Here is a 13986-nt window from a genome sequence, read left to right on the forward strand (position 1 = left end):
AGAACTTTGTCTTAAAGTTAGTGGTTTGAACAAGATCTGTTTTTGCCGGTAAACGACGCAAAGGATTTGCGAAAATAAGCATAAACTATATAACAAAGAAGTTCATGTGGTTAGAAAAGCTCCATCTTACGTACTTTAAGAGCTATGAAGAGAGAGGTTTTACGTTTGGAGAGCGTGTAAATTGTCTTGTCGGAGAAAACGGAAGTGGGAAAACAAACCTTTTGGACGCGATTTACTTCCTGACGCTCACAAAAAGTGCCTTTCATAATCAAGATGCATTAGGTATCCGTCACGGACAGGATTTTTTTATACTGGATGGAATTTTTAATGATTCTGAAAAAAATATTCAGATTACCTGCAGTTTTCAGCGCGGTCAGCGAAAAATTTTCATGGCCGACAAGAAAAATTACGATAGGCTAAGCGATCACATCGGACTTTTTCCTCTGGTTTTGATTGCACCAAATGATACCGATCTGATCCGTGATGGGAGTGAAGAGCGCCGGAGATTTTTTGACGGCGTACTTGCGCAGGCAACTCCTGAATATTTAAATGACTTTTTACAATACAACAAGATATTAACCCAGCGAAACGGTTTGCTCAAACTTTTCGCAGAACGAAATTATCTGGACGAAGATCTACTGGATACCTACAATGAGCCTCTCATCATTCTGGCGATAAGAATCTACGAGCACCGCCGGACTTTCATGGATCGTTTTCTTCCTCTTTTCAGAAAATACTATCAATTTTTAAGTAGCGGAAAAGAACAAGTTGATGTTATATATGAAAGTGAAGTGGCATCAGAAGATTTTGCTCAGGAATTCAGGAAAAACCGTTCACGCGATCTTCACGCGCAGCGAACCGGAAAAGGTGTGCATAAAGATGAATACGTTTTTGAAATCGATAACATAACCTTAAAAAAATTCGGTTCGCAGGGCCAGCAAAAATCTTTTGTTATCGCTCTGAAACTTGCTCAATTTGAATTATTAAAAATTGAAAAGGAAAAGACACCGATTCTTTTGCTTGATGATATTTTTGACAAACTGGATGACAGAAGAATAAATAAACTAATTGAATTGATTGATGACGGTTTCCTCGGACAGGTTTTTATAACGGATGCAAGGCCGGAACGATCGCAAAAGATACTGGAAAAAGTGAAAGCGGATGTCCGCTTTTTCGAAATTGAACGATAGTGTTTTAAACGCAGCATTTTGAGAGTCAGGGATGGAGTTTCTGGGAGTTCTATTTAAGTTTTACTGAAACTGTTTTTCCGGTAACTTCTATTAAATCAGATTTTCCAACAGATTTTGGTCTCATCTCTTTTCCGTTTACCATCCATTTTTTGTATTTATTTTTTGGGAATGAAATGATGAGTTTCCAGTTTTCTTTTGTTTGAGTAAAATCGAGATTAACTGAGGAATTGGTTTGGCTGTATTTCATGTCAATCTCATTATCGCCGATTACCAGATTTTCCAGCTGGGCATCGTTCCAGGTTGATGGCATCTGAGGGCCGATATGGATTGTTTTTGTTGTGGCAGTTGGGACTATTCCAAAAAACTGAGTTACGATCGGAACTGCAAAACTGTATATATTCCAGGCTTGGGACATCATACCGTAATCCGGAGAAACTTCGTAAATAGAACCCGGAAGTGCATAACTGAAAGATTTTGTCATGCGTTTTAAATAATTTAAAGCTTCGTCGGGTCTGCCATAATTATTCTCTGAAATCGCTAATACACCTGTTGGCAATGTCATAACAGCCCCGGTATAATTGAAAACTTTCTTATTCACTGCCGCCGAACTTTCATCTTTTCCAGCAGATTCGTCACGATCAATTCCGGTAACAAAGACCCCAAAAGGATTCACAAACTTGCCGGCCGTTTTTAGCGCAGCAATCGCTTTTGCAGAATCTGCAATACCCATTTCCATGGGGGTATTAACGACCCAGTTGTGATGCACTACAAAACCTTGTTTTTTATTGGCCTGTAATTTTAATAAGCGGGTTTTGCTAGCTTTGAGTTCGTCCACGGCCCATGGTTTTTTCAAAGTATCTGCACGAATAATGGCGTCGTCGATTAAATGAATGGCCTGTTGAGGTGTGCCAATAAAATCGGCAAATGAATTATTATCAGCCACCCAGAATTCGGTGTTGATTTTTTGTCGAAGCTGAGCTGCGGTGTTTTTATATTTTTCTGACAACGCACTTTCACCCATTTCCTTCGCCATTGCTGATGCCACGGAAAATGCTTTTTGTGTATAAGCGGCAACATCGATCATTTCACTGTTCATGCCATGGATTTCCATCATCCCAAATCCGTCAGGCAGCAGGTTTCCATCCTTATCATTTTCTTTTAACAACCATTCAAGTCCTTTTTTAATCGTGGGATAATACTTTTTAAGAAATTCCTTATCGCCGGTCCAGTTGTAGACGGTCCATATCAGCAAAGCAAATTGCGGTGTTTCATTTACATTTCCAGGATTAAAAATGACGCCATTCGTTGAAACTTCGTGTACGATCCGGCCATTTCCATTCGCTTTTTCTGATAACCGGAAAATGTTATCGATGGATTGGTATACTAAATCTTTCCGGCCGGTTGTGATCAATCCCTGTAAAGAATATTCACTATCCACACCAAACCACCACGGATAATCCGGCGCTCCGGCAGACAATCCCCGGCCAACTTCCGGAACGTCCCGCACCAGCCAGTCTGTATTGTATTTTACCCACTGGAATGCTTGCTGCAAATCTTTATCCGGAATAGTAAGTTTTGTTTTTTCTGCCAGTCCGGCATAGCGTTCCTTTTTCTCTTTCAATAATTTTGAGGCATTCTCCTTCACATAAGCGAAAGTCTCCTTCATATTCGATTCGGATTTATAGGAACCGGCTATTACAATGGAAATACTTTTGGTGGTATTCGGTTCAATTGAAAAATCATAACTTAATGAGGCCTGGCAGCCTTTTCCCTGCGGTTTGTAGTCGCAGGTTTTTTGATCTTTCTGATGATTTTGTGGAGCCATTTCAGAACCAAATGTTACAAACCATTCATTAAGACTATCTTTTGCAATCCAGCTTTTTGAATTTTCGTTCCAGGAGGCAAAATCGCCCGCATCGGTCATATTGGTTTTTTCTCCAAGCCAGACAGGCCGTAAATCAGTATATGCGTTAAAATCAAAAGTGAATTGTTTGTTTTCGCTGCTAGTGTTGGTGAAGGAATATTCTACCACGACGGCTTCTTTTCCGTCGGGAACAAACTGAAAACGTTCCGCTTTTAAGTCCTTTAAACCTGAAATAAAGATATGCTTGTTGGCATAAGGATAATTAATGAACGTATCCGCTTTGTTAAGACAAACGGACTGGTTATCAATCAGGATCGACGCCGTGAAACCATCGATTAGTTTGATTGGATGATCCCAGATTCCTCCCATTTCACCAGCAACATGCCAGCCCAGATCAGGAAAAGTTCCGTCCTGATGACCAACCATATAAACTCTGTCGCCAGCTGTTAAATATGGAGAATTGAGGTAACTGCTTTTTCCTCTGATACTTTCTGAATCAGAAACCTGACCGGACAAGCGTTCCTCTGAAACCACTTTTCTCGTACAGTCATTTAAAAGAAGTGTAGTGATCAGGCAAAGCAATAAAATTCCGGTTCTTGATTTGATCATTTGAAAGTTCGTTGTGAAGGCGATTTTTATTATTAATTAACGAATCTAGTAAAATCTTGAAATAATATCATTTCAACTGTTGTATTTGTTAAACGGGTTTTGTCTGGATTTTATAAAAAATAAAAAAGGTGACCGCGTTGATCACCTTTTTTTAACATTTGAGAAAATCTTTAAACGTATTTAGTATGCAGCTCCTTCGCCTGGGCCACGAATTCTTTTACTTTTTGTTCTTCGTCTTTTTTGCAGATTAGTAAAACGCCATCGTATTCTGCTACGATGAATCCGTCCAATCCGTTAATGACCACCAATTTTTCCTGAGGGGTTTTAATAATACAATCGGTGGTATTATGCAGGATGAGCGTTCCTTCGGTTACGTTTTCAAATTCATCCTTTTTTGATACTTCATAAAGTGATTTCCAGGTGCCCAGATCCGACCATCCGAAGCTGCTTAATACAACGTGTACATTGTTGGCTTTTTCCATGATACCATTATCAATCGAAATACTGCCACAATGTGAATAGGCTTTGCCGATAAAAGATTCTTCGGTTTCTTTGTAATAATGGGTATCACCACTTTCAAAAATCTCTGCAATATCGGGTTGGTATTCGCGTAATGCGCGTTTGAAAGCTTGCACATTCCAGACAAAAATCCCCGCATTCCAAACAAAATCTCCACTGTCAAGAAACTGTTCTGCTAATTCCAGATGCGGTTTTTCGGTAAAAGATTTAACTTTTTTAACCGTCATTTTATCCGGAATATATTGAATATAGCCATAGCCGGTGTCTGGTCGAGTTGGCTGAATTCCCAGAGTTATCAAAATATCTTCATTTCGCGTAGCACCAAGAGCAATTTTAATAGTATCCTTAAATGTCTCTTCCTTTAAAATAATATGATCGGCAGGTGCCACAACAATGTTCGCATCCGGATTTTGTGAAGCGATTTTGTAACATGCATACGCGATGCAGGGAGCCGTATTTCTTCTATGCGGTTCCAGAAGAATCTGATCGTCCGACAACATTGGAATTTGCTCCTTGATGATATTTTTATATTCCTGACTGCTTACGATATAAATATTTTCCGGGGGACAAACGCCATCAAAACGTTCAACGGTTTGTTGCAAAAGTGTTTTTCCGGTTCCGAGCACATCATGAAACTGCTTTGGGAAATCGGTACGGCTGAAAGGCCAGAAACGTGTACCAACTCCTCCTGCCATGATAATCACAAATGTATTTTGCATTGTAGAAATGTAAAGTTATTTATAGCGTATTAGAATGCGGTAAAGCTAAGGATAAACAATTGATGTTGCCAATTCTGACAATTTCTTAATGAATTTTTTACCAATCGGTATCCATACTTCGCTCTAATTAACAAAAAATAAGATGTCTGATTCTCATTTATTCTTGATTCGAATAATAATAGTCAATTTATTAATAATACAAAGAAAAAATAGAATAAAAATACTAACATATTGCTGAATTCATCTAAATTGCCTCAATACAAACTATAACCCATTAAGATTATGAATTTAATATTTACCCGAAAGGTATCATGCCTTGTCATGATATTTTTACTCTGTTATGGCCTGGCGTTTTCACAAACGACTATCACAGGAAAAGTAGTAGAAGCTTCAACAAACGAGCCATTAATTGGTGTTAGCATTCAGGTCAAAAGTAAAATTATCGGTACCATTACAGATGGTGATGGCAAGTTTTCTTTGGCTACAAACGCTGTTCCGCCCTTTATTCTGGTTGTTTCTTCAGTAGGATTTGAAAGCCAGGAAATCAATATAACTGGTGGTATTTCCAATATAGATGTCAAACTGACAGAACAAGCCATTTTGGGAAAAGAACTGATTGTGTCGGCTTCCAGAGTAGAAGAAAGTGTAATGCGCTCGCCGGTTTCAATAGAAAAAATTGATATCCGAACAATCCGTGAAACTCCTCAGGCATCGTTTTATGATGCGCTTCAAAATTTGAAAGGCGTTGAAATGAGTACGCAATCGCTGACATTTAAATCAGTAAGTACGCGTGGATTCGGAGCAAATGGAAATACACGGGTTGTACAGTTAATTGATGGAATGGATAATCAGGCACCGGGATTAAATTTTCCGGTAGGTAACGTAGCCGGCATCCCTGAACTTGACGTGGAAAGTGTTGAGATTTTACCAGGAGCTGCCTCTGCATTATACGGCCCGAATGCGATCAACGGGATTATTTTAATGAACAGCAAATCTCCGTTTACATACCAGGGCCTTAGTGCTTACGGGAAATCGGGTGTGATGAGTGCTTCAAATCGTACCAAAACCAATACTCCTTTTTATGATGTAGGTATTCGTTATGCCAAAGCGTTTAACAATCGCTTGGCTTTTAAAGTAAATGCGTCTTATTTGACAGCAAAAGACTGGCAGGCTACCGACTATCGGGATCAAAGTCTGGTGAACGGAACTACGCTTGAAAACAACAATAATAATGTAATGAAAAATCCCTACTACGACGGAGTGAACCGGTTGGGTGATGTGGGAGCTAATGTATACAATGTGATGTATGCGAACGGGATTCCAGGCAATGGCTCAAACGGGACTTCTGCCGCACTTGGGGCGATTTATTCAACACAGATTCCACAGGCAGGCAATTTAACACTTCCTCAGTTATTAGGCGGACAAACCCCGCTTCAGCAGCTTGATATTGCGCGTTCAATTTTTAGTAAGGTAGTGCCGCAATATTATTTGAATGCGCCGGGGTACGAGGAAAATGCTTTAACCAAATATCCTGCGAAAAGTTTAAAGCTGAATGCTTCGCTACATTATCGTTTAAATGACAACGTTGAAGCCATTTTGCAGGCAAACTGGGGCAAAGGTTCTGCGGTATATACAGCGGCGGATCGTTATAACATTCAAAATTTTTCTATCGGCCAGTATAAGGCAGAGGTAAAAGGAAGTAATTTTTTCGTACGTGCATACATGACGAGGGAAAATTCCGGAGACGCTTATGCGATGGGTGTTTTGGGAAGTCTGGTTAGCCAGAGTTATTTACAAACTGCTTTGGGCGTCGGTCTTCCATCTTTCCTCAATACCGCTTTGACACAATATGGAGGAGCGTTGTTACAAGCTTATCAGGCTGGACTTGCAGGTGGATTATCCCAACAACAAGCTATTCAGGCGGCATCTACGGCAGCAAATGCCTATGCTGGCGCGAATAATACCCAATGGCTTACCACTGCGCTCGCACCGGGAATTGCTACTGCAAACCAACAATATTTACCTGGTGGTACCCAGTTTGAATCAACAGTTTCGGATCTTAAGACCAAACCGATTCCAAGCGGTGCAAAATTTCTTGACAAATCGAACCTATATCATGCGGAGGGGATGTATAATTTCACCAAGTTGATTGACCCAAAAGTTATAGAATTAATTGCGGGTGCAAATTATCGGATTTATGATCTGAATTCGGGCGGAACATTATTTGAAACCCAGGATGGAACGCCAACCGGAAAAGAATTTAATATCCGCGAATATGGCGCTTACACGCAGGCATCTAAAAATTTTAATGATGTTTTCAAACTGACAGCATCGGTCAGATATGATAAAAATATGAACTTTAAAGGGCAGTTCAGTCCACGTATTTCCGGGGTTTACACGGTAGCAAAAAACCATAATTTCCGTGCCTCTTTCCAACGTGGTTTCAGGATTCCGACAACGCAAAACCAGTATATTAATTTGTTGACTCCAAGTGTAAGACTGGTAGGCGGACTTCCGTTGTTCCGTGAAAAGTATAACATGATAGGCAATGCTGTATATGAACAAACGGCAATTACCGCTGCTAATGCGCAGGATGGAAGTGTGAAATCCTATAAATTCCGGGAATGGCAACCTGAACGCGTGCAAACTTATGAGGTTGGTTATAAGGGAGTTATTGGCAATAAATTATATATTGACGCATTTTACTATTACAACCGTTTTCTGACTTTCGACGGTATTACGGTGCTTTTACAAAGGAAAGATCCAAACGGGCCGCTTACCGATCTTTTAGATCCAACAAAAAGAAATACATACAGTATGCCGGTAAACGCCACGCAAACGGTGAAAAATTCAGGTTGGGGAGTCGGGCTTGATTATGTTTTGGGGAAAGGATATACGTTCAATGGAAATCTCACCCAGAATATTCTCAACAACAATGCTGAGTTGCTGAAAAATGATCCTTCATTTGTGACTTTTTTTAATTCACCCAAATATCGTTTCAATCTGGGCTTTTCAAACAGGGATATTAACCGGACGGGTTGGGGCTTCGGGATTACTTTTCGCCATCAGTCTAATATGGTTTGGCAGGCAACCGTTGCCAGTGTAGCAGCCAATATTCAACAAAAAACAGTGATACCGGCTTATTCAACACTGGATGCGCAAATCAGTCGCAAAGTTTCTTCAATTAAATCAATTATTAAAATCGGCGGAACAAACCTGACCGGAAAGCTCTATACAACGGGTTGGGCTAATCCGTCGGTAGGGTCGATGTATTATGTGTCGATAACTTTTGATGAATTATTGAATTGAAAAAAATCCGAACCACGGTTTTCGCCGTGGTTCGGATAAATATTTTAATCAAAGTTTGATTATTTATAAAGATTATTTGGATCCAAAAGCCAGATCTCCGGCATCACCAAGTCCAGGTACAATATAATACTGTTCGTTCAAACGTTCATCCAGAGCGCCAACCCATAATCTGCATTGTGGGACGCGTTTTTGCAGAAAATCAACACCTTCCGGACTTGCAATAACCGCTGCAATATGTGTTTGCGCAGGAATGCCAAAACGTAGAAGTGCATGGTAAACTTTTTCCAGAGAACGTCCTGTTGCCAGCATCGGATCAATCAAAATCAGGGTTTTCCCACTCAGGTCAGGACTGGTGATATAGTCCATTTCTACTTCAAATTCGTCATCTTTAAGGTTATGTCCGCGATAGGCACCAACAAAGGCATTATCTGCCTTGTCAAACATATTCAGAAAACCCTGGTGCAAAGGAAGCCCGGCGCGTAAAATCGGGGCGAGTACAACAGGTTGGAGCAAAGATCTTGAAGGTGCATTTCCCAAAGGCGTTTCTACCGAAGTGGATTTATAAGTCAGTGATTTTGAAATTTCGTAGGCAAGTAACTCGCCGACCCTTTCAATATTTCTGCGAAATCTCATTCGGTCTTTTTGCACATCGGAATCGCGTAACTCAGCAATGAAATGGTCAACAATGGAAGGCTTCTGGGATAGTAAAAACATAACTTTGATCTTATTTTAACCTATTCAATACAAGATATTACAATATGATTGACGAAATTTGACACTTTCATTCAAATTAGTTGCACTAATGCCGATTTTACCCGCATAATAGAAATATTTATCTATGAACCAACGCTTCGACAAGTTCTTCTTATGTGTTTATTTTATATTAATTACTTCATCAGCTGTTTTTTCCCAGAGTACATTTGCTCCTATCAATGATGACTATTATCACTTAATCGATCGACTGGAAATTAAGCGTGGGAAATTTTCCGAAGGATTTCATTCAAATGTAAAACCATTTGAGAGAAAGGCAATCGTTGAACTTACGGATTCTATACTAAAAGAGGGAAATGTATCACTTACAGAGCGGGATTGGCAGACCATCGACTATTTACGCGAGGATAGCTGGGAATGGGCAAAGGGTTTTGTGCCGACTGATTCGGCCAGGTCGTCAAAACTTTCCCGTCTGGATCCCGGTAATAGATTCAGACTTTTCAAGGGAAGAAAAAGCAACGGTCAAAGAAGATTCTGGCAGCACCCGGCCGATTTTTTAAGTTATCACGATAAAGACTTCGATCTGCATTTAAATTTTACTACCAACAATTTTATAGGAAGCGACAAAAACGTTAATTCACCATTATGGTTGACAAGCCGTGGGGTTGAAATTCGTGGTATGATTAATGAAAAACTCGGATTTTATACCTATGTGAGTGACAATCAGGGTGTATTTCCTAAATACGTTATGGATTATACCAAGGCGTATAATTTTCCGGGAGAAGGGTTGGCAAAGAAAATACAGAACGACAAAGGCGTAGATTATTTTTCAGCGAGAGGTTATATCACCTTCAAACCATTAAAGGCTATCAATGTAAAGTTTGGTCATGACGTTAATGTTTTTGGTAGTGGATACCGTTCGTTATTGCTTTCAGACAATAGCAGCCCTTATTTATTTTTAAGAATTGACACGCAGCTGGGTCGTTTTCATTATACCAATTTGTGGTCGAGCATGATCAATAACCAGGAGGGAGCTAGCAAAGGTCTTTTGCGTGATAAAAAGTTTTCAGCCATTCATCATTTAAGTGTTAACGTTACTGATAAGATTAATATAGGAGTTTTCGAAGCTGAGGTTTTCAGCCGTGATTCGACCAGCGGAGGTTTCGATATGAATTATCTAAATCCGATTATTTTTTACCGTTATATTGAATCCTACATAGGAAGTCAGGACAATGCCTTGTTGGGTCTTGATTTCAGATGGCTTGTTGGAAAAAAAGGATCCATTTATAGTCAGTTTGTTTTGGATGAGTTTTTGACAAAACATATGTTTAACGGCGACGGGTCGTGGACTAATAAATATAGTTTTCAATTAGGCGGAAAATATATTGATGCTTTTGGAATTCCTAACCTGGATTTACAAACAGAATTAAATATTGTGCGTCCTTATACCTATTCTCATAAAGACGGTGGCCGGAATTATGTTCATTACAGTCAGTCGCTGGCGCATCCGCTGGGTGCTAATTTTAAAGAGCTTTTGGGAATTGTAAGATATAAAGTTACCCCACGGCTTTCTATTTATGGTACGCAAATGTTGGCGAAACAGGGAAAAGATCCAACCGGGTCAAATGCCAATTTTGGTAGCAATCCATTACTGGATTATGATACAAGAACAGCTGTAATTCCAGGAGATAATAACTTGGGACATAAAATTGGACAAGGCATGTTAGCCAAAACTTCCTTTACTGATTTGCGTCTGAGTTATTCGCTGGCACATAATTTCTTTCTGGATGCCCGTTGTTTGTTCCGGAATATTAAATCACAGGATGTTAACGTAGCAGAAAAATCTAAAATTTTCTCTTTTGCGATCCGCTACAATATGGCTTACAGAAATCAAACATTCTGATATTTGTGACTTGATTATAAAAAAAACGTATTCATTAAGTGTTAGTTTATTGATGTGATTTGTGCTGTGAAAGAGTAGTTTTTCATTGTGAAATCCGGAAATAACCTGATACAATCATCTCAAAAAAATGGAAACCAACCCACACGTATTACGCGATTTAATTCATTTGGCATTGCTTGAAGATATCGGTGACGGCGATCATTCTTCCCTTTCTAGTGTACCTGCAGATGCGATGAAAAAAGCGCGCTTATTGGTAAAACAGGATGGGATTTTGGCTGGTGTTGAGGTAGCACTTGTTATTTTGGAGGAAACTGCGGCTTTATACAATCATCCAAAAGCCAAGGTTGATGTTTTAATTCAGGATGGAACGCGCATTAAAGTTGGAGATATCGTGATGGTGATTGAAGCAAGTGCACAGCTGATTTTAAAAGCTGAAAGGCTTTTGCTGAATATTATGCAGCGCATGAGCGGAATTGCAACTTATGCAAGAGAAATGGTTGATATTATTGGAGATCTTCCGGTAAAATTGCTTGATACACGTAAAACGACGCCCAATTTCCGTCTGTTTGAAAAAATGGCAACGAAAATTGGCGGCGCGGTAAATCATAGAATGGGACTTTATGATATGATCATGCTGAAAGATAATCACGTGGATTATGCCGGAGGCATTGAGGCAGCAATTACCAATGCGAGGAATTACCTGAAGGCTACGGGTAAGGATCTGAGAATTGAAATTGAAACACGCAGTCTGGCTGAGGTAGACGAAGTTTTGCGGGTAGGCCAGGTAGATATCATTATGCTTGACAATTTTTCGCTGGAAAATATGCGTGAAGCTGTGAAGCGGATTAACGGACGTTTTGAAACCGAAGCTTCAGGAAATATTACTGAAAAAACTTTACGCGCAGTAGCAGAAATCGGGGTTGATTCCATTTCCAGCGGCGCACTGACACACCAGATACAAAGTCTTGATTTAAGTTTGAAGGCATTCTAACCGCTGTAACAAAATCCGTAAAGGATGGAGAATAATATAGAAAAATCGCATATGAGGCCAGTACAAAGGCATTCATGTGCGATTTTTCAATTAGGTATTTTACCACTTATTTGCATATTTTTTCTTTCCAAAAATCTTTTTGCCCAGGAGCCACCGCGTCATGAAATTGATATCAACCAGTTTATTCAGGATCTGATCCCGATTGCTACGGAAGAGAATAGCAATGAAGGTTTATATGAATTGCTGTTTCAATTATATACCAATCCACTTGATCTGAATTCTGTGACCACAGATGAATTGACTGCCACACTGATCCTTTCAGAAATTCAGATAAAATCATTTTTTGATTATCGTCAAAAACTTGGACCGTTTCTTTCCCTTTACGAATTACAGGCTGTTCCCGATTTTGATATAATAACAATCCGAAAGTTAATTCCTTTTGTGATCGTCAGACCGAAAGCGTTGCCATTCAAAGAATCTTTACAGAATCCATCCCAGCATTTTTTATTATTGAGATCTGGTCGGGTTTTGGAAAAACAAAAAGGATTTACGTCAATAGATACTTCGAGTCGTTCAACAACGCGTTACCAGGGAAAGCCTTTGTATGGAAATATCCGGTATCGTTACGCCCGCGCTGGTTCATATAGTTTTGGTTTCGTCATGGAAAATGATGCCGGTGAAGTTTTAAGCTGGCAGCCTAAAAAGCAGATTTTCGGGGCAGATTTTACCTCTTTTCACGCACAGATCATGAATCGTGGAAGACTCAAAAATCTGATTATCGGCGATTATCAGATGCAGGCCGGACAAGGTTTGATACTGTCCGGCGGATTTTCTTTGGGGAAAGGATCCGAAGTAATCAGAACAACATATCGGAGCACACTTGGATTACGACCGTTTACTTCGGTATTAGAATCTGGTTTTTTTCGCGGAGCCGCGGCAACTTATTCGGTAAGGAAAGAATTGGATATTACGCTGTTTTATTCCTATACAAGACGTGATGGAAGTGTTGAAAATAATGCTGTGGTTCAGGATGAATTAACTGTTTCGTCATTACAAATTTCGGGTTATCACCGAACTAAAACAGAACGTGAAAATCACGGAGCAATTGGAGAACAAAATGTTGGTTTTCATGCGCTCTATAAATTGTTATCGCAGCGAGGCCAAATTGGGATAGCAGTTTTAAACACGTTTTACAGCGCAACTTTGCATAAAAAAGATGAACTCTATAACAAATTTGAATTTCAGGGAAATCAAAATACAATTGTTGGAATTCATGGAGATTACCGTTGGCAAAATCTGCATTTTTTTGGTGAAGGCGCAAGATCTAAAAGTGGTGGGTTAGGAGGGATCGGCGGTTTAATAGCAGGTTTGGGAAGAACCATTGATTTTACACTTTTAATTCGTCATTATGACCGAAATTTTCATTCCTTGTATGGCGGCTCAATTAGTGAAGCTACACGTCCAATTAATGAAACCGGTGCATACTGGGGGCTTCGTTATTCGCCAAACCGGCGCTGGCAATTCAGTGGATTTTATGACCGGTTTCATTTTCCCTGGCTAAAATATCAAATTAATGCGCCATCTGATGGACAGGATTATTTTCTTCATGCGCTTTGGAAACCGAATAAAAAACTGAATATGTACGCTGTTTTTCACGAAAAACACAAAGCACATAACGAGCCTGATTCCAGATTTCCCATTCCACAAGTTTTAGAAACGACTCGCCGAACGGCGATGATTAATTTTGAATATGAAATGCCGTTGAAATTTTCAGTCCGTACCCGTTTGCAAGGCGGAGATTTTTGGTACGAAGGTAAATCTAAATCGTCAGGATTTACAATTGTGCAGGATGTTACTTACCGGATTTCCAAACTGGAACTGAGTGGTCGGATTGCATTTTTCAAAACCGATAATTATGATAGCCGCCAATACGTGTACGAAAAAGATATGTTGTATGCTTTTTCACTTCCGGCATATTATGACCAGGGAACAAGGCACTATTTAATGCTTCGTTATCCGTTGACACAAAAGATGAAACTTTGGCTCAGATGGTCTCGGACGCATTATTCAAAACTGGATGAAATCAGTTCAGGGCTTAATGAGATTCAAGGTAAAAAACGGAGTGAATTGAAAGCGCAGGTCATGTATCAGTTTTGAATCGTTACTTTTGC

8 protein-coding genes are annotated in these 13986 nt (G+C 39.7%); 5 read left to right on the top strand and 3 right to left on the bottom strand.

Features of this window, described 5'->3' with window-relative positions; all coding sequences use genetic code 11:
* Nucleotides 1–104 precede the first annotated feature (104 nt).
* Nucleotides 105–1190, top strand: coding sequence for a DNA replication/repair protein RecF (recF, locus tag FZF08_RS10020; RefSeq protein ID WP_159468509.1), 1086 nt, complete (start codon nucleotides 105–107; stop codon nucleotides 1188–1190).
* A 49-nt stretch (nucleotides 1191–1239) separates the two neighbouring features.
* Here the strand turns inward: recF and FZF08_RS10025 are convergent, their stop codons facing one another.
* Nucleotides 1240–3663 (bottom strand): GH116 family glycosyl hydrolase, encoded by a 2424-nt coding sequence (locus tag FZF08_RS10025; protein ID WP_159468510.1) that lies wholly within the window; start codon nucleotides 3661–3663, stop codon nucleotides 1240–1242.
* Between the two features lie 170 nt (nucleotides 3664–3833).
* The gene (locus FZF08_RS10030) at nucleotides 3834–4901 is read right to left on the bottom strand and encodes a mannose-1-phosphate guanylyltransferase (protein WP_159468511.1); all 1068 of its coding nucleotides are present in this window, start codon (nucleotides 4899–4901) and stop codon (nucleotides 3834–3836) included.
* Between the two features lie 282 nt (nucleotides 4902–5183).
* Here FZF08_RS10030 and FZF08_RS10035 point away from each other — a divergent pair, with 282 nt between their 5' ends.
* Entirely contained in the window at nucleotides 5184–8210 is a 3027-nt protein-coding gene (locus FZF08_RS10035) for a TonB-dependent receptor domain-containing protein (RefSeq protein WP_159468512.1), read from the top strand.
* Nucleotides 8211–8282: 72 nt separating this feature from the next.
* Here the strand turns inward: FZF08_RS10035 and upp are convergent, their stop codons facing one another.
* Nucleotides 8283–8924: a uracil phosphoribosyltransferase gene (gene upp, locus FZF08_RS10040; RefSeq protein ID WP_159468513.1), complete on the bottom strand. Its 642-nt coding sequence runs from the start codon at nucleotides 8922–8924 to the stop codon at nucleotides 8283–8285.
* A 124-nt stretch (nucleotides 8925–9048) separates the two neighbouring features.
* Between upp and FZF08_RS10045 the strand changes: the two genes are divergently transcribed.
* From FZF08_RS10045 to FZF08_RS10055, 3 genes are all read left to right on the top strand, one after another.
* A complete protein-coding gene (locus tag FZF08_RS10045) occupies nucleotides 9049–10824 on the top strand; it encodes a hypothetical protein (RefSeq protein WP_159468514.1) in 1776 nt (591 codons plus the stop codon).
* Between the two features lie 127 nt (nucleotides 10825–10951).
* On the top strand, nucleotides 10952–11815 hold the full coding sequence (nadC, locus tag FZF08_RS10050) for a carboxylating nicotinate-nucleotide diphosphorylase (protein ID WP_159468515.1): 864 nt from the start codon (nucleotides 10952–10954) through the stop codon (nucleotides 11813–11815).
* A gap of 51 nt (nucleotides 11816–11866) precedes the next feature.
* Nucleotides 11867–13972, top strand: coding sequence for a helix-hairpin-helix domain-containing protein (locus FZF08_RS10055; protein ID WP_159468516.1), 2106 nt, complete (start codon nucleotides 11867–11869; stop codon nucleotides 13970–13972).
* Nucleotides 13973–13986 lie beyond the last annotated feature (14 nt).

This window comes from Dyadobacter sp. 3J3, from assembly GCF_009801115.1.
In the GTDB taxonomy this organism is placed as follows: Bacteria; Bacteroidota; Bacteroidia; order Cytophagales; family Spirosomataceae; genus Dyadobacter.

Coding starts and splice junctions, on each gene's coding strand:
- upp (WP_159468513.1), bottom strand. CDS start 8,924: ATGTTTTTACTATCCCAGAAGCCTTCCATTGTTGACCATTTCATTGCT.
- FZF08_RS10030 (WP_159468511.1), bottom strand. CDS start 4,901: ATGCAAAATACATTTGTGATTATCATGGCAGGAGGAGTTGGTACACGT.
- nadC (WP_159468515.1), top strand. CDS start 10,952: ATGGAAACCAACCCACACGTATTACGCGATTTAATTCATTTGGCATTG.
- FZF08_RS10045 (WP_159468514.1), top strand. CDS start 9,049: ATGAACCAACGCTTCGACAAGTTCTTCTTATGTGTTTATTTTATATTA.
- recF (WP_159468509.1), top strand. CDS start 105: ATGTGGTTAGAAAAGCTCCATCTTACGTACTTTAAGAGCTATGAAGAG.
- FZF08_RS10035 (WP_159468512.1), top strand. CDS start 5,184: ATGAATTTAATATTTACCCGAAAGGTATCATGCCTTGTCATGATATTT.
- FZF08_RS10055 (WP_159468516.1), top strand. CDS start 11,867: ATGAGGCCAGTACAAAGGCATTCATGTGCGATTTTTCAATTAGGTATT.
- FZF08_RS10025 (WP_159468510.1), bottom strand. CDS start 3,663: ATGATCAAATCAAGAACCGGAATTTTATTGCTTTGCCTGATCACTACA.